18 protein-coding genes are annotated in these 21,352 nt (G+C 71.3%); 9 read left to right on the forward strand and 9 right to left on the reverse strand.

Going from position 1 to position 21,352, the window contains the following annotated elements; translation table 11 throughout:
• Positions 1-3 precede the first annotated feature (3 nt).
• Positions 4-1,584: a GGDEF domain-containing protein gene (locus tag AB0368_RS26635; protein WP_366156697.1), complete on the reverse strand. Its 1,581-nt coding sequence runs from the start codon at positions 1,582-1,584 to the stop codon at positions 4-6.
• A gap of 285 nt (positions 1,585-1,869) precedes the next feature.
• On the opposite strand from AB0368_RS26635, the gene AB0368_RS26640 reads away from it, so the two are divergent.
• The 8 genes from AB0368_RS26640 (at position 1,870) to AB0368_RS26675 (ending at position 9,745) form a co-directional block, all read left to right on the forward strand.
• Complete coding sequence (locus AB0368_RS26640) at positions 1,870-3,306, forward strand: aminobutyraldehyde dehydrogenase (protein WP_366156698.1); 1,437 nt, start codon at positions 1,870-1,872, stop codon at positions 3,304-3,306.
• Between the two features lie 12 nt (positions 3,307-3,318).
• Positions 3,319-4,422 carry an ABC transporter ATP-binding protein gene (locus AB0368_RS26645; RefSeq protein ID WP_366156699.1) on the forward strand — a complete coding sequence of 368 codons (1,104 nt, stop codon included), beginning with the start codon at positions 3,319-3,321 and terminating at the stop codon, positions 4,420-4,422.
• Positions 4,419-5,672: a spermidine/putrescine ABC transporter substrate-binding protein gene (locus AB0368_RS26650; RefSeq protein WP_366156700.1), complete on the forward strand. Its 1,254-nt coding sequence runs from the start codon at positions 4,419-4,421 to the stop codon at positions 5,670-5,672. Before AB0368_RS26645 ends, AB0368_RS26650 begins: the two co-directional genes overlap by 4 nt.
• A 3-nt stretch (positions 5,673-5,675) precedes the next feature.
• Entirely contained in the window at positions 5,676-6,533 is an 858-nt protein-coding gene (locus AB0368_RS26655) for an ABC transporter permease (protein ID WP_366156701.1), read from the forward strand.
• Entirely contained in the window at positions 6,530-7,309 is a 780-nt protein-coding gene (locus AB0368_RS26660) for an ABC transporter permease (RefSeq protein WP_366156702.1), read from the forward strand. Before AB0368_RS26655 ends, AB0368_RS26660 begins: the two co-directional genes overlap by 4 nt.
• Positions 7,310-7,312: 3 nt before the next feature.
• Positions 7,313-8,698, forward strand: a complete 1,386-nt coding sequence (locus tag AB0368_RS26665; RefSeq protein WP_366156703.1) for an FAD-dependent oxidoreductase — start codon at positions 7,313-7,315, stop codon at positions 8,696-8,698.
• A 233-nt stretch (positions 8,699-8,931) separates the two neighbouring features.
• Entirely contained in the window at positions 8,932-9,396 is a 465-nt protein-coding gene (locus AB0368_RS26670) for a hypothetical protein (protein WP_366156704.1), read from the forward strand.
• 13 nt (positions 9,397-9,409) lie between these two features.
• Positions 9,410-9,745: a DUF296 domain-containing protein gene (locus tag AB0368_RS26675; RefSeq protein ID WP_366156705.1), complete on the forward strand. Its 336-nt coding sequence runs from the start codon at positions 9,410-9,412 to the stop codon at positions 9,743-9,745.
• A gap of 48 nt (positions 9,746-9,793) precedes the next feature.
• Here AB0368_RS26675 and AB0368_RS26680 read toward each other — a convergent pair whose 3' ends face one another.
• From AB0368_RS26680 to AB0368_RS26705, 6 genes are all read right to left on the reverse strand, one after another.
• On the reverse strand, positions 9,794-10,939 hold the full coding sequence (locus tag AB0368_RS26680) for a DUF6596 domain-containing protein (RefSeq protein WP_366156927.1): 1,146 nt from the start codon (positions 10,937-10,939) through the stop codon (positions 9,794-9,796).
• Between the two features lie 7 nt (positions 10,940-10,946).
• The gene (locus AB0368_RS26685) at positions 10,947-11,354 is read right to left on the reverse strand and encodes a YciI family protein (RefSeq protein WP_366156706.1); all 408 of its coding nucleotides are present in this window, start codon (positions 11,352-11,354) and stop codon (positions 10,947-10,949) included.
• 242 nt (positions 11,355-11,596) lie between these two features.
• Positions 11,597-13,951 carry a glycosyl hydrolase family 28-related protein gene (locus AB0368_RS26690; protein WP_366156707.1) on the reverse strand — a complete coding sequence of 785 codons (2,355 nt, stop codon included), beginning with the start codon at positions 13,949-13,951 and terminating at the stop codon, positions 11,597-11,599.
• Positions 13,952-14,093: 142 nt separating this feature from the next.
• Positions 14,094-15,365 (reverse strand): FAD-binding oxidoreductase, encoded by a 1,272-nt coding sequence (locus AB0368_RS26695; protein WP_366156708.1) that lies wholly within the window; start codon positions 15,363-15,365, stop codon positions 14,094-14,096.
• The gene (locus tag AB0368_RS26700) at positions 15,350-16,720 is read right to left on the reverse strand and encodes an aspartate aminotransferase family protein (RefSeq protein WP_366156709.1); all 1,371 of its coding nucleotides are present in this window, start codon (positions 16,718-16,720) and stop codon (positions 15,350-15,352) included. Before AB0368_RS26700 ends, AB0368_RS26695 begins: the two co-directional genes overlap by 16 nt.
• Positions 16,717-17,172 carry an Lrp/AsnC family transcriptional regulator gene (locus AB0368_RS26705; RefSeq protein WP_366156710.1) on the reverse strand — a complete coding sequence of 152 codons (456 nt, stop codon included), beginning with the start codon at positions 17,170-17,172 and terminating at the stop codon, positions 16,717-16,719. The genes AB0368_RS26700 and AB0368_RS26705 overlap by 4 nt, the downstream gene beginning before the upstream one ends.
• Positions 17,173-17,360: 188 nt before the next feature.
• Between AB0368_RS26705 and AB0368_RS26710 the strand changes: the two genes are divergently transcribed.
• Entirely contained in the window at positions 17,361-18,566 is a 1,206-nt protein-coding gene (locus AB0368_RS26710; protein ID WP_366156711.1) for a saccharopine dehydrogenase C-terminal domain-containing protein, read from the forward strand.
• On the opposite strand, the gene gabT is transcribed toward AB0368_RS26710, so the two are convergent.
• Together gabT and AB0368_RS26720 are read right to left on the reverse strand one after the other, a co-directional pair.
• The gene (gene gabT, locus AB0368_RS26715) at positions 18,552-19,829 is read right to left on the reverse strand and encodes a 4-aminobutyrate--2-oxoglutarate transaminase (RefSeq protein WP_366156712.1); all 1,278 of its coding nucleotides are present in this window, start codon (positions 19,827-19,829) and stop codon (positions 18,552-18,554) included. The two genes, AB0368_RS26710 and gabT, sit on opposite strands and share 15 nt — an antisense overlap.
• A gap of 3 nt (positions 19,830-19,832) precedes the next feature.
• Positions 19,833-21,269 carry a gamma-aminobutyraldehyde dehydrogenase gene (locus AB0368_RS26720; RefSeq protein ID WP_366156713.1) on the reverse strand — a complete coding sequence of 479 codons (1,437 nt, stop codon included), beginning with the start codon at positions 21,267-21,269 and terminating at the stop codon, positions 19,833-19,835.
• Positions 21,270-21,352: the final 83 nt, after the last annotated feature.

The following is a 21,352-nucleotide window of genomic DNA, read 5'->3' on the forward strand; positions in this document are numbered from 1 at the left end:
GTCTCAGCGGACGACGCGGTCGCGACCGGTGCGCTTGGCCGAGTACAGGTGGCGGTCGGCCTCCGCGAGCAGTGCCGCCTGTTCCTCGCCCGGTGCCGGGATACCGGCCACCGCGCCGATGCTCACCGTCACCGGCAGCTCCCCGGTGACCGGCGACCAGGGGTACTCGCGGATGGAGAGGCGCAGGCGATCGAGCCATGCGTCGGCGTCGGCGTCGCCGAGGTTGGAGACCACCATGAGGAACTCCTCGCCACCCATGCGGGCGGCGAAGCTCTCGGAATCCCGGTCGTCCAGCGCGCCGGCGAGCAGGTCGGCCACGGCGACCAGCACCCGGTCGCCGACGTCGTGCGAGAGGGTGTCGTTGATGCGCTTGAAGTGGTCGAGGTCGACGAGGGCGACGGTCAGCGGCGTGCCGCCCGCGACGGCGGCCGTGATGAGCTGCGGCAGCCGCTCGTCGATGAACCGCCGGTTGTACAGGCCGGTGAGCGGGTCCCTGCGGGCCTGCTCCCGGTAGCGCTCCGCCTCACGCCGCGCTTCGGCGGTCTCGAACAGCGCCTGCCGGGTGCGCGCCCGCGCCTCCTGCTGCTGCGACCGCAGCTCCTCGGCGGCCGCGTGGAACCGCTTGTACTCCTCGAACGCGGCGGCGTACTTGCCGGCCGCCGCAAAGAGCTCGGCCTGCTCGGCCATGGCCCGGACCCGGACCGAACCCAGGCTGACGCCCCGGCAGCGGGCGCGGCAGCGGTCGAGGCTGGACTGCGCGCGCTCCAGCGCGCCCAGCCGGCGCTGCGCGGTGGCGAGCGTCAGCCGGGCCTCGGCCACGTCGTGGGCCTCGAACCAGCGCGGGGTGTCGTGCACGCCGGCGGCCAGGATCTCCTCGGCGCCGGCGAAATCGCCCGCGCTGATCCGCACGTTGGCGATGGTGTCCCGCTCGCTGACAAGGAAGTCGCGACCCAGGGCGCGGGCCGTCGCGTGCATGCGCTCGGTGATGGCCTGGGCGACGCTGGTCCGGCCCGCCTCGATCTCGGTGTACGCGAGGTTGTTGAGCACGAGCATCCGGCGGGTGAGGTCGCCCGTGTGGGTCGCGATCCGTTCCGCCTGGGCGTACCGTTCGCGCGCCGCGCCGACCGAGCCGGACTCGGCGAGGGAGTTCGCCAGCCGGATGAGGTAGATGATCCGCAGCCCGGCCGGGGCGGTGTCCTCGAGCAGCTCTACCGACGCGAGCGCGTGCTCGAGGCTTGCGGCGTGGTCACCGAGGTAGTGATAGGTGAGGGTGAGGTGGAAGTGGCTGCGGGCGAGCAGTGGCGGGCTGTCGTGCTGCTGTGCCCAGGTCTGGATCGCCAGGAAGATCCGGGCGGCCTCGCCGACGCTGCCGTTGCGCTGGCGCATGTCGGCCTGCACGAGCTGGGCGCGGCGCAGCAGGAACGAGTCGCCGAGGGCCTCCGCCGTCCAGGCGACCTCCGCGGCCCGCACCAGGATGGCGTCGACGTCGTGACCCTGATGGTTCTCGAGGTCGTTGAGCTCGGCCGCCAGCCGCGCGGCGACGCCCGGAGGCTCCGCGACGGCTTTCGGCGACCTGATGCTCACGAGTCTCCCGATCGGCCGACGGAGCCGAAATCGGAGCGTTAGTGACCTCGCCGGCCCCGGTCTTTCGGCGTTTCCCCGGGGCCCGGGTCGCCGGCCCGGCGCTCGGGCCGGGCGGCGGTCCGGCGATTCCCTCTCCGAGGCGGCACCGGGCATCGGATTACGTCGCCGGAGGGCCGGAAAGCATCTGAATCCGTTTCGTGCACGAAAAATACTTCGGATTCCCTTGTCCTGGCGGTCTCGCATGTGTCAAGGTCTCGCCACGTCGACCTGGGGAGGTCCGGATACGTGAGTGCCCCGCTGCCCGTCCTGCGGAACTTCGTCGGCGGGTCGTACGCCGACCCGGCCGACGGGCGGACGTCACCCGTCGTCGACCCGTGCACCGGCGAAGCGTACGCGGCCGCCCCCGTCTCCTCCGCGGCGGACGTGGCGGACGCGATGGCGGCGGCGGTCACCGGCTTCGAGACCTGGCGGGACACCACCCCGGCCGAGCGGCAGCGGGCGCTGCTGCGGATCGCCGGCGCTGTGGAGGCCCGCGCCGACGAGATCATCGCGGCCGAGTGCCGGAACACCGGTAAGCCGGTCGCGTCCACCCGGCAGGAGGAGATGGGCCCCCTCCTCGACGAGCTGCGCTTCTTCGCCGGCGCGGCCCGCATGCTCGAGGGCCGCGCCGCGGGCGAATACCTGCGCGACCACACCTCGTACGTGCGGCGTGAGCCGGTCGGCGTCTGTGCGCAGGTGACGCCCTGGAACTACCCCATGGTCATGGCGGTGTGGAAGTTCGCGCCGGCGATCGCCGCCGGCAACGCCGTGGTGCTCAAACCGTCGGACACCACCCCGGTCACCACCCTGCTGCTCGCCGAGATCGCCGCGGAGTTCCTGCCGCCCGGCGTCCTCAACGTCGTCTGCGGCGACCGGGACACCGGCCGCGCCCTGGTGACCCACCCGGCGCCGCGGCTCGTGTCGATCACCGGCTCCACCCGGGCGGGCATGGAGGTCGCCGCCGCCGCGGCCGCCGACCTCAAGAAGGTGCATCTCGAGCTCGGCGGCAAGGCGCCGGTCGTGGTCTTCGACGACGTCGACGTCGCCGCGGTGGCCGAGGCGGTCGCCGGGGCCGGCTACTTCAACGCCGGGCAGGACTGCACCGCCGCGGCCCGGGTGCTGGTGCACACCCGCGTCGCCGCCGACTTCACCGCCGCACTCGCCGCCACCGCGAAGAACACCGCCGTGGGGGGCCCGGACGACCCAGCGGCGTACTACGGGCCGCTCAACAACGCGGATCAGCTCGGCCGGGTCCTCGGTTTTCTGGGCCGGGCGCCGGGGCACGCCGAGATCGTCACCGGCGGCCGGCGCATCGGCGAGCGCGGCTACTTCGTCGAGCCCACCGTCGTGGCCGGCCTGCACCAGCGTGACGAGATGATCCAGGACGAGATCTTCGGGCCGGTCATCACCGTGCAGCCCTTCGACGACGAGGACGCGGCCGTACGGGCGGCCAACGACTCGCGCTTCGGGCTCAGCGCCAGCGTCTGGACCCGCGACCACGGCCGCGCCCTGCGGGTCTCGCGCCGGCTCGACGCCGGCGCCGTCTGGATCAACACGCACCTGCCGTTCGTGTCGGAGATGCCGCACGGCGGGTTCGGCCACTCCGGGTACGGCAAGGACCTGTCCGGCTACGGCCTGGAGGAATACACCCGCATCAAACACGTGATGAGTCGGCTCGGCTGAAGAGGTACGCAGATGAACGACGCCGCCATCGAGCTCGTGGGCGTGTACAAGGACTTCCTGTCCCACGGCGAGACGGTACGGGCCGTGCGCCCGCTGGACCTGGCCGTGGGGCCGGGCGAGTTCTTCTCCCTGCTGGGCCCGTCCGGCTGCGGGAAGACCACGACCATGCGGATGATCGCCGGCTTCGAGGAGCCCACCGGGGGCGCGGTGTTCCTCGACGGCCGGGACGTCACCCAGGTGGCGCCGCACAAACGGGACGTCAACATGGTGTTCCAGTCGTACGCGCTGTTCCCGCACCTGACGACGTACCAGAATGTGGCCTTCGGTCTGGAGCGCAGGAAGGTCGCCAAGGACGAGGTCCGCCGCCGGGTCGGCGAGATCCTGGAGATCGTCTCGCTGACCGGCATGGAGAAGCGCTCCCCGCGCGAGATGTCCGGCGGCCAGCAGCAGCGGGTCGCGCTCGCCCGGGCACTCGTCAACGGGCCGCGGGCCCTGCTGCTGGACGAGCCGCTCGGCGCGCTCGACCTCAAGCTGCGCCAGCAGATGCAGATCGAGCTCAAGCGCATCCAGCGCGAGGTCGGCATCACCTTCGTCTACGTCACCCACGACCAGGGCGAGGCGCTCACCATGTCCGACCGGATCGCGGTGATGCAGGCCGGCACCATCGAGCAGCTCGGCTCGCCCCGGGAGATCTACGAACGGCCGGCGACCCGCTTCGTCGCGGGCTTCATCGGTACGTCCAACCTCCTCGACGGGCCCGCGGAGACCGTCGGCGACGGGATCGCCGTGCTGGCGTACGGCCCGGACGAGCGGGTGCTCGTGCCGGTGCCCGCGAGCGTGCGCGCCGGCGACGCCCTCGAGGTGTCCGTACGCCCGGAGAAGATCGACCTGAGCCGCGACGCGCCCGTCGGCGACGGGGGCAGCGTCCTGACCGGCGTGGTGACCGACGTGGTCTACCACGGCACCTCCACCAACTACACGGTGAAGACGGCAGCGGGCGCGGACCTCGTGGTGTTCGACCAGAACGCGTTCTCGGCCGAGGATCTGGCGGCACCCGGCGACCGCGTCCACCTGACCTGGAGTCCGCAGCACTCGTACCCGATCGGAGTCCGATGAGCCAGCCCCCCACCCCCCATCCGGCCCTGCTCCGCGGCCTGACCCAGCGGCGCTTCGACCGCCGCGACGCCCTCAAACTGTCCGGCCTGGCGGCCCTCGGCACGGCCCTGACCGCCTGCGGCGTCAAGGGCAAGGGCTCGCCCGGCGCGAGCGCACCCGCCGCGGACGCCGTGGCGAAGTACTGGTCCGGCAGGACGAGCAACGGCAAGGTCAACTTCGCCAACTGGCCGCTCTACATGGACCCCGCGCACCCCGAGCTGAAGAAGTTCACCGCGGCGACCGGCGTGCAGGTCGGCTACCAGGAGGTCATCCAGGAGATGGGCCCCTGGTTCGCCAAGGTGCAGCCGCAGCTCAAGGCCGGCCAGGACATCGGCTTCGACCTCATGGTCATCACCAACGGCGTCCAGTTCAAGCAGTTCGTCGACGCCGGCTTCCTCGCCCCGCTCGACCACACCAAGCTGCCGAACTACGCCGCCAACGCCGACCCGGCGTACCGGAACGAGGCGTTCGACCGGGGCAACGTCTACACCGTCCCGTGGACGTCGGGCATGACCGGGATCGCGTACGACCCGAAGAAGATCACCCGGCCGATCACCAAGCTCGCCGACCTGTGGGATCCCGCCTTCAAGGGCAAGGTCGGCATGTTCTCCGACACCCAGGAGCTGGGCAACTTCGGCATGCTCGCGCTCGGCATCGACCCGGCGAAGTCCACGCCCGACGACTGGAAGAAGGCGGCCGCCAAGCTCAAGGAGCAGAAGAGCGCCGGCATCATCCGCAACTACTACGACCAGAGCTACGTCGACGCGCTCGGCAAGGGCGAGGTCTGGATCACCCAGGCCTGGTCCGGCGACATCTTCCAGAAGAACGTCTCCGACGGCACGGACCTCAAGTTCGTGATCCCCGAGGAGGGCGGCAGCATCTGGACCGACAACTTCGCCATCCCGGTCACCGCGAGGAACCCGCTCGACGCGATCAAGCTGATCGACTTCTTCTACCAGGTCGACACCGCCGCCTCGCTGGCCGAGTACATCAACTACGTCTGCCCGGTGCCGGCCGCCAAGGAACAGATCCAGAAGGACGCGGCGGCCAAGTCCGGCGACGACAAGGCGTCCCTGGAGGCGGTCGCGAACAGCCCGCTGGTGTTCCCCGCCGCCGGCGACTACGCCAAGCTGCACTACTTCCGCGACTTCGCCACCCCGGCCGAACAGCAGGAGTACCAGGGCATCTTCGAACCCATCGTGCTGGGCTGAGCCGTGCTGCGCCGCAGGGTCGCCCCGTACCTGCTCGTCCTGCCCGGCGGGCTCTGGCTGCTGCTGTTCTTCGTCGTGCCGATGGTCACCATGCTGTCGCTGTCGCTGCAGGAGGGCGACGTCGTCAACGGCTACGTGCTCACCGGGCACTGGCAGACCTACGTGGACGCCGTGGTCAACTACGAGGCCCAGCTCGTCAGGTCGCTGATCTACGGCGCGATCACCACGCTGATCCTGATCGTGCTGGCGTTCCCGGTCGCGTACTGGATCGCGTTCTACGGCGGGCGGCGCAAACCGACGTACCTGTTCCTGCTGCTCCTGCCGTTCTTCGTGTCCTTCGTCCTGCGCACGATCTCCTGGCGGATGATCCTCACCGACGAGGGCATGCTGCTCGGCCCGCTCAAGGACGCCGGCCTGCTGCCCGCGGAGTTCCACATCCTCGGCACCCCGGTCGCCGTGATCGGCGGGCTGGTCTACAACTTCCTGCCGTTCATGGTGCTGCCGGTCTACGTGGCGCTGGAACGCATCGACCCGCGGGTGGTCGAGGCGGCCCGCGACCTGTACGCCGACCCGGCCACCGCCTTCCGCAAGGTCATCTTCCCGCTGGCGCTGCCCGGCGTCTTCGCGGGCGTGCTCATGACGTTCGTGCCGGCCAGCTCCGACTACGTGAACTCGGCGGTGCTGGGCAGCTCCTCCACCACGATGATCGGCCAGGTCATCCAGTCGCAGTACCTGACCAGCTCCAACTACCCGACCGCCTCGGCGCTGTCCTTCACGCTGATGGCGGTGCTGCTCATCGGCGTGTTCACGTACGCGCGGGCGCTCGGCACCGAGGACGTGATGAAGGTGGCGGCACGATGACCGGCCGGCGGGTGCTGTACGCGTACACGTGGCTGGTGATCCTCTGGCTCACGCTGCCGGTGCTCATCATGATCCTCTTCGGCTTCAACGACACACCGGGCCGCTACAACCAGACCTGGGACGGCTTCACGGTCAAGTGGTACGGCCGCGTCTTCGAGCTGGACGAACTCACCCGCGCGCTGGTCACCTCCCTGGTCGTCGCGGTCGTGACGATGCTCCTCGCCGGCGCGCTCGGCACCGGCGTCGGCTACGCGCTGGGCCGCTTCCGCTTCCGCGGCTCCGGCACGGTCAACCTCGTCATGTTCGCCGCCATCTCCTCCCCCGAACTCGTCATGGGCGCCTCGCTGCTCACCCTCTTCGTGTCGCTGGGCGTCGGGCCGGGCGTCGTGACGATCACCATCGCGCACGTCATGTTCTGCATCTCGTTCGTCGCCGTGGTGGTGCGGGCCCGGGTGCTCACCCTCGACCGCTCCCTCGAGGAGGCGGCCGCCGACCTCGGCGCGACCCCCTGGACGACGTTCTGGCGGGTGACCTTCCCGATCATCCTGCCGGCGGTCATGTCCGGCATGCTGCTGGCCTTCGCGCTGAGCATCGACGACTTCGTGGTCACCAACTTCACCGCCGGCACCGCCACCACGTTCCCGCTGTGGATCTGGGGCTCCACCCGGGTCGGCCTGCCGCCGCAGGTCAACGTCATGGGCACGCTGATCTTCATGGTCGGGGTGCTGATCGCGGTGATCACCAGCATCCGCTCCCGGCCGCAGCGGCGCGGCTGACCCGTGCGCACCCTCGCCGACGCCGCACCGGAGCCGTACTGGCTGCGGCAGCCCGGCGCGCCCCCGGCCGCGGACCCGCTGGCGGCCGCCGAGACGGCCGACCTCGCCGTCATCGGCGCCGGCTACAGCGGACTGTGGACGGCCCTGCTCGCCAAGGAACGCGACCCGAGCCGCGACGTGGTCGTCGTCGAGGCCGGCACCGCCGGGTGGGCGGCCTCAGGACGCAACGGCGGCTTCTGCGCCGCGAGCCTCACCCACGGCTTCGACAACGGGCTCAGCCGCTTCCCCGGCGAGATGGACACCCTGGAACGGCTCGGCCGGCGCAACCTCGCCGAGATCGAAGAAACGGTACGGCGCCACGACATCGACTGCGGCTTCGAGCGTACGGGCGAACTGCTCGTCGCGACCGCGCCCTGGCAGCTGCGCGAACTTCTTTGTAGTCAGTCGGCGGCCGCCGCACGCGGCCTCGACGTCCTGGTGCTCGACCGCGACGCCGTACGGGCGGAGGTCGACTCCCCCACGTACCTGGGCGGGGCCTGGGACCGCGACGGCTGCGCGATGGTCGACCCGGCCCGCCTGGTCTGGGGCCTGCGCCGGGCCTGCCTCGACCTCGGCGTCCGCCTCTACGAGAACACCCGCGTCGACCGCATCGAGCCGATCCGGGACGGCCTGCGACTCCAGACGCTCCGCGGCCGCGTCGACGCCCGCCACGTCGCGCTGGCCACCGGCGCGCACGGCAGCCTGCTGCGCCGGCTGCGCCACTACGTGATCCCGGTGTACGACTACGCCCTCATGACCGAGCCGCTCACCGACGCCCAGCTGGCCACGATCGGCTGGCGCCACCGTCAGGGCATCGGCGACTCCGGCAACCAGTTCCACTACTACCGCCTCAGCGCCGACAACCGCATCCTGTGGGGCGGCTACGACGCCGTCTACTACCGCGGCGGCCGCATCACCACCGACCACGACCAGCGCGAGGAGACCTTCCGCGTCCTGGCCCGCCACTTCGCGGACACCTTCCCCCCGCTCGCCGACGTGCGCTTCACCCACAAATGGGGCGGCGTCATCGACGCGTGCAGCCGGTTCAGCGGATTCTTCGGTACGGCACACAGCGGGCGGCTCGCCTACGCGGCGGGGTACACAGGCCTGGGCGTGGGTGCGACCCGCTTCGGCGCGAACGTGATGCTCGACCTGCTCTCGGGGCGGCGTACGGAGTTGACCGAGCTGAAGCTGGTGCGGACGAAGCCGGTGCCGTTCCCGCCGGAGCCCGTACGCACGGGGGTGATCCAGCTGACGCGGTGGTCGATCGCGCAGGCCGACCGCCACGAGGGGCGGCGCAACCTGTGGCTGCGGGCGCTGGACCGGGTGGGGCTCGGCTTCGACTCCTGACGCCGGCCGCTTCGATCCGGCGCTCGGTGGTCGCCCTCACCGAATAGCCCAACGCGGTGTCTCCAACCCACTCCAACCACCCTCCGAAGGTGCAGATGAGTGATCTCGGACGGACACCGAGAGAAGCTCGCGAGCAGGCGGGGATCTCGTTGTCGGGGATCGCGCACGACATCCACAGCGGCCGGACAGGTCTGCTGACCGGCGTGCAGACCTCCCACGCCACGGATCGGGCGGTGGCGGCGCTCGTCGCCCGGGAGGTCGGATCGCTCGCGTCGTTGGCCCGATGGGCGTCCCGGGGTAAGGCGGTGCTGCGGGTGAACGCGGCGGGGATTCTGGCGAAGGTACGTAGCCCGACTGCGGAGAGCGAGGCTGTAGGGGTGCTGCGCACTGATCCCGAGGTGCGCGAGCTGTACCTGACCGCAGTGGCGTACCGGGTACTCGGGCTCGGATGGGATCGTGCCGCCGATCTGATCCGTCAACCGACGGAGCTGGATCCCGCCCACGTCGAACGCATCGCCGCTGAGGTGACCAACCCGAACGACGCGGGCGCGCGGTGGTGCTCTGTGGTGCTCTTGTCCCGATGCCGGCCCGAACTGGTCTCCAACATCCTCGTGACCGCGCTCGCTGCGGAGCAGAGCCGCGAGAACCTTCGGGCCATCGGCGCCGTCCTCGCCGGAGTCGACCCCCTTTCGATCTGATCAAGGAGAATCGTTGTCCTCGTTCGTCGTGCAAGTAGACAAAGGGCAAGAGGTACTGACGACCATTCAGGCGGAGGTCACCTCGCGGGGGACCTCGTACGCCTCGATCGTGCTCATCGGCGCCGTGCAGGAGGCCACGGTGTCAGTAATGCCGAAGGGCGATCCGCTCGGTGACATCCTGACCGACTACGTCGCGCCCTTCGAGATCACCGGAACCGGCGAGGTGACCCAGGGAAAGGTCCATCTGCACGTCGCCATGGGCGGGGAGGGCGTGACCGTCGTCGGTCACCTTCATCGCGCTGTGGTGGCGGACTGGTTCGTCCGAGCGTATGTGTCGCCGGTGGGCTGAGCGGGTGCTCCCGGAGGACACGACCGGCGTGTTCACACCGCGCAGGACTTAGTGACGTAAGCGGGCGTTGAGGCGGGCGGCCTGGCGGGTCAGGTGGTCGCGTTCGGCGAGGTTGGGGGCTTTTCGGGCCGCCTCGGCGTACAGGCGTGCCGCCGTCACCGGGTCGCCGTCGCGTTCGTGGAGGTAGGCCGCCACCGCCGTGTGGCGGGGCAGGGTGTCGTCGAGGGCCGCGAGGGCCGCCAGGCCGGCGCGGGGGCCGTCGGCCTCGCCGACCGCCACCGCCCGGTTGAGCCGGACCACCGGGCTGTCGGTCAGGCGGGTGAGTTCGTCGTACCACTCGACGATCTGCACCCAGTCGGTCTCGCCGGCGGTGGGGGCGTCGGCGTGAAGTGCCGCGATGGCGGCCTGGGCCTGGAACTCGCCCAAGCGGTCGCGGGCGAGGGCCGCCTGGAGGATCTCGACGCCCTCGGCGATCAATGCGACGTCCCACCGGCCTCGGTCCTGCTCGGCGAGCGGCACCAGGCTGCCGTCGGGGGCCGTCCGGGTGGCACGCCGGGCGTGGTGGAGCAGCATGAGGGCGAGCAGGCCCGCCACCTCGGGGTGGTCGATCGCAGCCGTGAGGCGGCGGGTGAGGCGGATGGCTTCGGCGGCGAGGTCGACGTCGCCGGAGTAGCCCTCGTTGAAGACCAGGTAGAGGACGCGCAGCACGGTCGCGACGTCGCCGGGCTGGTCGAACCGTACGCCGGAGACGGTGCGCTTGGCGCGGCTGATGCGCTGGGCCATGGTCGCCTCGGGCACCAGGTAGGCCTCGGCGATCTGGCGGGTCGTGAGGCCGCCGACGGCGCGCAGGGTGAGCGCGACCGCGGACGACGGCGTCAGGGACGGGTGGGCGCACAGGAAGTAGAGCTGGAGCGTGTCGTCCGCGGCGGGGGCGGGTCCGGGTGCCGGTTCCTCGTCGGCCAGGTCCTCGCGGCGGCGGCGGGCGGCGTCCGCCCGGGTCGCGTCGAGGAACCGGCGCCAGGCCACGGCGATCAGCCAGCCCTTGGGGTCCCGCGGCGGGTCGGCCTGCCAGGTGCGTACCGCCTCGACCAGGGCGTCCTGCACGGCGTCCTCGGCCGCCGCGAAGTCGGCTCCGCGGCGGACGAGGATGCCCAGGACGCCCGGCGTGAGGCTCCGGAGGAGGGCCTCGTCGATCAAGGGGTCACTCCGTGATGGTGGGCGGCGCGGACAGGAACGGGCGCAGCTCGAGCCACTCGTGGATCGGCTTGCCGCCGGCCCCCGGTGCGGCCGACAGCTCCCCGGCCAGCTCGACGGCGCGCTCGTAGCTGTCCACGTCGATCACCATCCAGCCGGCGATGAGGTCCTTGGTCTCGGCGAACGGGCCGTCGGTGACCGGCGGGCGGCCCTCACCGTCGTACCTGACCCAGGTCCCCTCGGGGGCGACCGCCTGGCCGTCGACGAACTCGCCGGTCGTCTCCAGCCGGGCTGCGAAGTCGTGCATGTACTGCATGTGCGCCGAGATCTCCTCCGGCGTCCACTGGTCCATGCAGACGTCGTTGACCGGAGCCGGGGCGCCACGGTAGTGCTTCAGCAGCAGGTACTTGGCCATGGTGGTTCTCCTCGGTGCTGGTGCGACCCGTTGTGGTCACGTCCACCGCGGGGACGGAGCCGGTCGGGGGTTCTCGACATCGCCGGCCGAATTTTCTCACCCGATCTTCCCGGAGGAGAACTCCTGCGGTGAGCGCGGGCGCACCGCAGCTGGCGCATCCTAGGAGGCTGGGTTACTAGCTGAGAGCAAAGGGAAGGGCCCGGCCTCCGTGGCGGAAGCCGGGCCCCGAGGAGCGGGATGCGTCAGAGGGTGACGCGGGCGACCGGAGAGTTGTCGCCGGTCACGGCGTACGAGACCACGTCGTAGCGGCCCGCGGTGCCCGCCGGGTCGGCCCACTGTTCGGTCACCGAGCCGGTGACCAGGCCCATGCGGTCGATCAGGTGGGCCTCACCCACGGCGGCGCCCTCGACCATGAGGAACGCCTGGACCGTGACCGACCCGGCCGGCGCGGCGGCCGAGTAGGAGCTGGTCAGCCAGCCGGTGGTGGAGTCGACCGTGGCCGTGTTGTTGCTGCCGAGGCGGGTGATCTTGCCGGCGGCGTCGACGTACGCCAGGCCGGCCCGGACGCGGCGGGCGGTGGTGCCGGCCTGGAAGGAGGCGACCGCCGTGTACGTGGTGCCCGCGGTGACCGGGACCTTGCGGCCGTACGCGCTGATCTGGCCGGCCGTGGTGGCCTTGACCTGCAGCGACGCCCCGCCGAGGGCACCGGCGGTGTCGACGCGCGTCACCGTCGTGCCGCCGCCGGCGGTCCAGCCGGCCAGGCCCGCCGTGACGGACTCCATGCTCGCCTCGTCGGCGGTGTACAGGTTGCCCGGCACCTCGGCGCTGCCCACCGGCAGGTCGGCGAGGAGGGTCCCGTCGCGGTACACGCGGTAGCCGGCGATCGGGTTGGTCGTGGCGTACGACTCGCTCCAGGTGAGACCCGACGCGGTGGCCGTGAGGCCGGCCGGAGCCTCCGGGGCGAGCATGCCGTAGCGCACCGGCGACGCGACGATGCCCGTGGTGGTGTTGGTCTCGCCGTTCGGGCCGGTGAGCACCGTGCCGGTCGGGACCGAGGTGCCCTTGCGGGCGCCGATCTGCACGCCGTACCAGGTGGTCGGGCGGGCCTGGTCGTCGACGATCTCGTTGCCGTAGATCATGTCGCCGGTGCCGGCGGAGACGCCGATGCCCGCGGTCTCGAAGTAGCCGACGCCGGTGTTGTAGGTCAGCGAGCCGGCGACGCCCGAGTCGACGACCCGGTTGCCGACGATGGTGTCCGGGCTGTTCTTCACGGCGGCGTTGCCGTAGACGAGGATGCCGCTCTCCCGCGAACGCTCGATGACGTTGTCGCGGACGATGTTGTTGCCGCCGAGGCGCACGTAGTGGTCGACAGAGCCGACGGCGCTCTCCAGCATCAGGGTGTCGGGCGTGCCGCCGGTGTTGTCGCTGTCGAGGTAGTCCTCGTAGCCGATGGCCACGCCGGCCGTCGCGGAGTCCATGATGTGGTTGCTCGCCACCAGGATGTCGCGGGGCTGGTTGATGTCCTTGTTCGGGGCGACGTGCGAGTAGCGCGCGTTGGACTGCAGCACGATGTGCGAGCCCTCCAGCACGTTGCCGGTCACGGTGCCGCCCATGACGCCCTCGAAGTAGAGGTTGCCGTACTCGGTGACCTTGCGGGCCGCCGCCACCGTGCGGTTGGTGTGCACGATGTTGTTGCGAACCGTCGTGTTGACCGCGTTGGTGAAGTCGAAGAAGTTCCCGCGCGCGGTGACGTCGTACTGGTTGTACTCGATGACCGTGTTCTCGTTCAGGCCACCACCGCCGATGTTGTCCTCACCGTCGGACTCGGCACCGCCCCAGTTGTCGAAGCGGTTGTCGATGATGTGCGCGTCCTTGGTGCCGTTCACCCACAGCTTGAAGTACTCGAAGTTGGTGAACCGGACCTGGCGCACGGTCCAGCGGTCGCCGACCTTGATGCCGCCGCCGGTGTTACCGGTGGCGCCGGTCGGGGCGAGGAAGTCGCAGGCGTCGCCCGGACGGCCCGGCAGGGCGGACGGCGTGGGGGCGCCCGCGTCGGTGCGGCAGTTGCCGTTGACCGTCAGGTCGGAGACCAGGTTCGTGCTGCCGGCCTGGTCGACGCCGTTCGGCAGGACCAGGTAGCTGTAGCTGAAGTTCCGCCAGTTCACCGTCGGGTCCATGAGCAGGGTGGTGACGCCGATCCCGGCGCCCTGCAGGTTGACGTTCGGGGGCAGCTTGAGGCCCTTGGTGATCCGGTACGTGCCGCTGCGCAGCAGCACCGTGGCCGTGACGGCCGGGGTGGCGACGGTGCCGTCCGCCGACATGACCGCCGGGACGGTCCGCGACGCCGCCGTCGTGATGGCCGCGTTGATCACCGCGTAGTCGTCCAGCGTGCCGCCGCGCGGGGCCGCGACGACGATGCAGGTGGGGTCCGTGCACTCGGCGGCCGCCAGGGGCGCCGGGCTCACGGTGGAGGCCAGCGAGTACGCCGGGGCGGCGGGGTCGGCGGCCTGGACCGGGCCGGCGACGCTGATGAGCGCGGCCGGCACGGTGAGAGCGATCGCTGCCGCGGTACGGCGGGCGGTCGGCGTGGAACGCATCGGTACTCCGGGGGGATGAGGGAGGGAGCGAATCGGTTGCAACCGTACGATCCCGGTCCCGCCCCGGTCCTCGACCGAAGGGCCGAGGGCCGCCTGTCCGATCAGCGTTCTACGCGGGGAAACGCGAGCTTTGTGACATGAATCATCGCCGTTCCCAGGCGTCGCGCAGGGCCGTGACGTGCAGGGCGGCGTTGATGCCCAGCCAGCGCAGCGGTTCCGGTTCCCAGCGGCGCGAGCGGTGGCCCACCCACGGCAGCGTCGTGCGTTCGGTGAGGTCGCCGAGGATCAGGTCGGCGAGCGTACGCCCGGCAAGATTGGCCGCCGCCACGCCGTCGCCGACGTAGCCACCGGCCCAGGCGATGCCCTCGTGCAGGCCCACCGACGGCATCCAGTCCCGCGGGATGCCCAGCGGTCCACCCCACCGCGCGGCGATCGGCGGGTCGATGCCGAACATCTCGGTGAGCGTGGCCCGCAAGGCCTCGAACACCCCCGGCACCCGGTCGTACGCCGGCCGCACCCGGGAACCGAAGTGGTACGGCGCGCCCCGGCCCCCGAAGGCGAGGCGGTCGTCGGCGGTGCGCTGGCCGTACACGACGAGGTGCCGTTCGTCGCTGAAGGTCTCGCGCCGCGCCAGGCCGATCCGCTCCCAGGTCGCGGGGTCCAGGGGCGCGGTCGCGATCATCAGCGAGTAGACCGGCGCGAGGTCCCGGCGATGCCCGGGCAGCCCGGCGGTGTAGCCCTCGAGCGCCCGCACGATCATCGGGGCGCGCACGGTGCCGCGATCGGTCTCCACCGCACTGCGCCGCAGCCCGAGCACGCGGGTGTCCTCGTGCACCGTGACCCCGCGCCGCTCGACGGCCTCGGCGAGCCCGCGGACGAGCCGCGCCGGGTGCAAAGCCGCGCAGTCCGGGCTGTACGTGCCCCCGAGCACGTCCGTGGCTCCGCAGATCTTGGCCGCGGTGTCCGCGTCGATGAAGTCCGGCGACGCCTCCGCCCGGCGCAACTGGGCGCGGGAGCGCGCCAGCGTCACCGTCCCGCCCTTGGCGTAGTGGCAGTCGATGCCCTCCGCCGCCGCGACCCGGCCGACCTCGTCGACGGTGTCCACGAGGTGGCGGTGGAGGGCCTCGGCCGGCCCCGCGCCGTACCGGCGGGCGAGCCGGTCGGAGCCGACCGGGAAGAGGCCGGAGCACCAGCCGCCGTTGCGCCCGGACGCGCCGAAGCCGCAGTACTCGGCCTCCAGCACGACGATGCGCAGGTGCGGCGCGGCGACGGCGAGGTAGTACGCGGTCCACAGCCCGGTGTAGCCCCCGCCGACGATCGCGACGTCGGCAGTGGTGTCGCCGGGCAGCGGTGCGCGGCGGGTGAGCGGGCCGAGCGAGCCGAGCCAGAAGGAGGGGCTCAGAGCCGGGTCCATGCCTCGCTCAGCACCGTCCGCAGGATCTGCTCGATCTCGGCGAAGTGCGGTTCCTCGCAGATCAGCGGCGGCGCGAGCTGCACCACCGGGTCGCCGCGGTCGTCGGCGCGGCAGTAGAGCCCGGCGTCGAACAACGCCTGGGAGAGGAAGCCGCGCAACAGCCTGTCCGACTCGTCGTCGTCGAAGGTGGTCTTGGTCGCCTTGTCCTTCACCAGCTCGATGCCGAAGAAGTAGCCGTCGCCGCGGACGTCGCCGACGATCGGCAGGTCGCGCAGCCGCTCGAGGTACGAGCGGAACAGCCCGGTCTGCGCGCGGACGTGGCCGTTGAGGTCCTCGCGCTCGAAGATGTCCAGGTTGGTCAGCGCCACGGCTGAGGCGACCGGGTGACCGCCGAAGGTGATGCCGTGCGCGAACGACGCGTCGCCGGTGAGGAACGGCTCGACCAGGCGCTCCGAGGCGATCATCGCGCCCTGCGGGACGTAGCCGGAGGTGAGCCCCTTGGCGCAGGTGATGATGTCCGGGGTGTAGCCGTAGCGCTGGGAGCCGAAGTACTCCCCCAGCCGGCCGAACGCGCAGATCACCTCGTCCGACACGAGCAGCACGTCGTAGCGATCGCAGATCTCGCGGACCCGCTGGAAGTAGCCGGGCGGCGGCGGGAAGCAGCCGCCGGCATTCTGCACCGGCTCGAGGTAGACGCAGGCGACCGTGTCCGGCCCCTCGAACTCGATGGCCTCGGCGATCCGGTCGGCCGCCCAGATGCCGAACTGCTCCTCGGTCATGGACTCGTCGGGGCGCCGGTAGTAGTTGGTGTTCGGCACCCGGATCGTGCTCGGCACCAGCGGCTCGTACTGCTGCTTGAGCAGCGGCAGGCCGGTGATCGACAGGGCGCCCATGGTGGTGCCGTGGTAGGCGACGTTGCGGGAGATCGCCTTGGTCTTCATCGGCTTGCCGGTCAGCTTGAAGTAGTTGCGGGCCAGCTTCCAGGCACTCTCCACGGCTTCGGAGCCGCCGGTGGTGAAGAAGACCCGGTTCAGGTCGCCGGGGGCCAGCGCGGCGAGACGCTCGGCCAGCTCGACCGCGGTGGGGTGGGCGTACGACCAGACCGGGAAGTAGGCCAGCTCGGCGGCCTGCTTGGCCGCGGCCTCGGCGAGCTCGGTGCGGCCGTGCCCGGCCTGCACCACGAAGAGGCCGGACAGCCCGTCCAGGTAACGCTTGCCGTGCTGGTCATAGATGTACGGACCGGAGCCGCGCACGATGACCGGCACCTCGCCGGCGTCCGCACCGGTGTACGCCGAGAGCCGGGTGAAGTGCATCCAGAGGTGGTCACGGGCAGCGGCTGACAGGTCCTGGCTCATCTCGTTCCCCACGCGTAGGTCTGTTTCGCGAGCTTCAGATACATGAAGGTCTCCGTCGCGGACACGCCCTCGATCGCCCGGATCTTGTCGTTCAACAGCTCCAGCAGGTGCTCGTCGTCGGTGCATACCAGCTCGACGAGCATGTCGTAGCCACCGGCGCAGATCACCACGTAGTCGACCTCCGGGATGGCGGCGATCTCGTCGGCGACGCGGCGCATGTCGCCGAGCACCTTCACGCCGACCATCGCCTGGCGGGCGAAGCCGAGCGTCAGTGGGTCGGTGACCGCGACGATCTGCATGAGGCCGTGGTCCAGGAGGCGTTGCACGCGTTGGCGCACGGCGGCCTCCGAGAGCCCGATGGTCTTGGCGAGCGTCGCGTACGACATCCGTCCGTCGCGCTGCAGGTGCTCGATGATCTGCTTGTTGATGCTGTCCAGTGCCTGGTCCGTCACGCCGCGATTGTTCCCCGGCGCCCCGGCTTCGGCAATGGAATCGGTGGTTCTCTTCCGTGTACTCGAGGGAATCCGTGGCGGGATTTCATGTACATACGTTTATCGCAGCTTCCGGCGCTCTTGACAAGTGTTTCCGTGGCCACAACGCTCTGCGGACAAGGTTTCAGTTGGCGAAAGGCGCTCCCCTCATGCGCATCCTTCTCGTCGGAGCCGGTGGCGTCGGCACCGCGGCCACCGGCATCGCCGCCCGTCGTGACTTCTATGACCGATTTGTCGTGGCCGACTACGACCTCGCCCGCGCCCGGCGGGCGGTTTCGTCCCTCTCGGACAGCCGCTTCACCGCCGCGCGGGTGGACGCCTCGTGCGCCGAGGCCGTCGCGGCGCTGTGCCGCGAGCACGGCATCACCCATGTCCTGAACGCCGTCGACCCGCGGTTCGTGATGCCGGTCTTCGAAGGTGCCCTCGCGGCCGGCGCCGACTACCTCGACATGGCCATGTCGCTGTCGCACCCGCACCCGGAGCAGCCGTTCGAGCGGACCGGCGTCAAACTCGGCGACGAGCAGTTCGCCGCCGCCGGCCGGTGGCAGGACGCGGGCCGGTTGGCCCTGGTCGGCATGGGCGTCGAGCCGGGGCTTTCCGACGTCTTCGCCCGGTACGCCGCCGATCATCTCTTCTCGCGCATCGACGAGATCGGCGTGCGCGACGGCGGCAACCTCGTGGTCGAGGGCTACGAGTTCGCGCCGTCCTTCTCGGTGTGGACGACGATCGAGGAGTGCCTCAACCCGCCGGTCGTCTACGAGCGCGGCCGGGGCTGGTTCACCACCGAGCCGCTGTCCGAGCCGGAGACCTTCGACTTCCCCGGCGGCATCGGGCCGGTCGAGTGCGTCCACGTCGAGCACGAGGAGGTGCTGCTCATCCCCCGCTGGGTCGACGCCGGCCGGGTCACCTTCAAGTACGGGCTCGGCAAGGAGTTCATCGACGTGCTCAAGACCCTGCACAAGCTCGGCCTCGACCGGACCCACCCGGTGCGGGTCGGCGGCGTCTCGGTGTCGCCGCGGGACGTGGTCGCGGCGGTCCTGCCCGACCCGTCGACGCTGGGCGATCGGATGACCGGAGCCACCTGCGCGGGCACGCTGGTGACCGGGCTCGACAAGGAGGGCGCCCCGAGCACCGTGTACCTCTACCACGTCGTCGACAACCAGTGGTCCATGCGCGAGTACGGCTCGCAGGCGGTGGTCTGGCAGACCGCCGTCAACCCCGTGGTCGCGCTGGAGCTGCTCGCCACCGGGACGTGGTCGGGCGCCGGCGTGCTCGGCCCGGAGGCCTTCGACGCCGTGCCCTTCCTGGATCTGCTCACCGCCTACGGCTCCCCCTGGGCGCTACGCACCCAGTAGGGCCGCCCGCAGGATCTCCAGGCCGCGGTCCATCTCCCGCTCGCCGATCACCAGCGGCGGGAGGAGACGCAGGACGTTCCCGTACGTCCCGCAGGTGAGCACCAGCAGTCCGGCGGCGTGGCAGGCCTTGGCGACCATCGCCGTACGCGCCGCGTCGGGCTCCACGCCTCCCGGCTTCACCAGCTCGACCGCCAGCATGGCTCCGCGACCGCGCGCCTCACCGATGCCCGGGTCCCGTTCCGCCAGCTCGCGCAGGACCGGCAGCATCCGGGCCTCGATCGCGCGCGCGGCGGCCGCCAGGTCCAGCTCCCGCATCGTGTCGATGGCGGCCAGGGCGGCGGCGCAGGCGACGGGGTTGCCGCCGTACGTGCCGCCCAGGCCGCCCGCGTGCACCGCGTCCATCAGCTCGGCACGCCCCACCACGCCCGCGATCGGCAGGCCGCCGCCCATGCCCTTCGCCGTGGTCACCAGGTCGGGGTCGACGCCCTCGTGCTCGCTGGCGAACCAGGCGCCCGTACGGCAGAACCCGGTCTGGATCTCGTCGGCGACGAACACCGCGCCGGCACCCTTGGCCCAGGCGGAGATCGCGGGCAGGAAGCCCGGCGCCGGGACGACGAAGCCGCCCTCGCCCTGGATCGGCTCGATGAGCACCGCGGCGACGTTGGCGCCGCCCACCTGCTTCTCGATGACGTCGAGGGCTCGGATGGCGGCGTCCGGCCCGGACAGGCCGCCGTCGCGCAGCGGATAGGACATCGGAACCCGGTAGACCTCCGGCGCGAACGGCCCGAACCGGTGCTTGTACGGCATCACCTTCGCGGTCAGCGCCATCGTGAGGTTCGTCCGGCCGTGGTACGCGTGGTCGAAGACGACGACGGCCGGGCGCCCCGTGGCGTGCCGGGCGATCTTCACCGCGTTCTCGACGGCCTCGGCGCCGGAGTTGAACAGCGCCGCCCGCTTGTCGAACTCCCCCGGCGTCAGCGCGATCAGCCGCTCGCAGACCGCCACGTACGACTCGTACGGCGCGACCATGAAACAGGTATGGGTGAAGCGCTCGACCTGCTCGCGTACTGCCGCGACGACCGCGGGCGCGCTGTTGCCCACGTTGGTGACCGCGATGCCGGAGGCGAAGTCGATCCACTCCCGCCCGTCGACGTCGCGGAGCGTGCCACCGCCGGCGCTCTCCACGTAGGACGCGATCACGGAGCCGACGCCGCGGGCCACGGCGGCCGTCCGGCGTTTGTGCAGGTCCTCGGACGACGGCACGGCTCACTCCCCCGTGTAGTGCATGACGTGCTTGATGCGGGTGTAGTCCTCCAGGCCGTACACGGAGAGGTCCTTGCCGTGACCGGAGTGCTTGAACCCGCCGTGCGGCATCTCCGCGACCAGCGGGATGTGGCAGTTGACCCAGACGCAGCCGAAGTCCAGCCGCCGGGTCATCCGCATGGCGCGGCCGTGGTCCCTGGTCCAGACCGAGGAGGCCAGGCCGTACTCGACGCCGTTGGCCCAGCGGACCGCCTCGTCCTCGTCGGTGAACTGCTGCACGGTGATGACCGGGCCGAACACCTCGTCCTGGATGATCTCGTCGGTCTGGCGCAGGCCGGAGACGACCGTCGGGGTGTAGAAGTAGCCGCGGTCGCCCTGCCGTGCGCCGCCCGCCTCGAGCGTGGCGTGGTCCGGCAGCCGGTCGAGGAAGCCGCTGACCCGGTCCAGCTGGCGGGCGTTGTTCAGCGGGCCGTAGAGCACGTCCTCGTCGTCCGGGGCGCCGGTCCGGGTCCCGCGGGCCTGCTCCGCGAGGGCGGCGACGAAGTCGCTGTAGACGCCGGGGGCGGCCAGCACCCGGGTGGCGGCGGTGCAGTCCTGTCCCGCGTTGAAGTAGCCGGCCTCGGCGATCGCGGCGGAGGCCGCCGCGATGTCGGCGTCGTCGAACACGACGACCGGGGCCTTGCCGCCGAGCTCCAGGTGGGTGCGCTTGAGGTCGGCGGCCGCCGACCCGGCGACCTCCATGCCGGCCCGCACGGACCCCGTGATGGAGACCATCTGCGGTACGGGGTGACCGACGAGCTCCCGGCCGGTGTCCCGGTCGCCGGTGACGACGTTGAGCACGCCGGGCGGCAGGAACTCGGCGGCGATCTCGGCGAGCATGACCGTGGTGACCGGGGTCGTGTCGGAGGGCTTGAGCACGACCGTGTTCCCCGCGGCCAGCGCCGGGGCGAGCTTCCAGACCGCCATCATCAGCGGGTAGTTCCACGGGGTGACCTGGGCGCAGACGCCGACCGGCTCGCGCCGCACGTAGCTCTCGTAGCCGGCCAGGTACTGCCCCGCGGAGCGCCCCTCGAGCAGGCGGGCGGCGCCGGCGAAGAACCGGATCTGGTCGACCGCGGGCGGAAGCTCCTCGCTCGCGGTGAGCCCGAGCGGCTTGCCGGTGTTGCGCGACTCGGCAGCGACGAGCTCGTCGGCGCGGGCCTCCACGGCGTCGGCGAACTTCAGCAGCGCGAGCTGCCGCTCGGCGGGGGTGGTGTCGCGCCAGCCCTCGAACGCGGTGGCGGCGGCGCGTACCGCTCGGTCGACGTCCTCCTTGCCGGAGACGGGGGCGGTGGCGAACACCTCGCCGGTGGCCGGATCGACCAGGTCTGCGTACCGGCCGTCGGCGGGCGCGGCCGGGGCCCCGGCGATGAAGTTGTGCAGGACGGTCTTGGCGGTCATCCGGCCTCCAGCGGTGCGGTATCAGGACTCGCAGCCCCATCCTTCCACCGAATCCGCAGCTGACAAGCCCCCAGAACCGTTCG

It is taken from the genome of Actinoplanes sp. NPDC051475 (assembly GCF_040689425.1).
Taxonomy (GTDB): Bacteria; Actinomycetota; Actinomycetes; order Mycobacteriales; family Micromonosporaceae; genus Actinoplanes.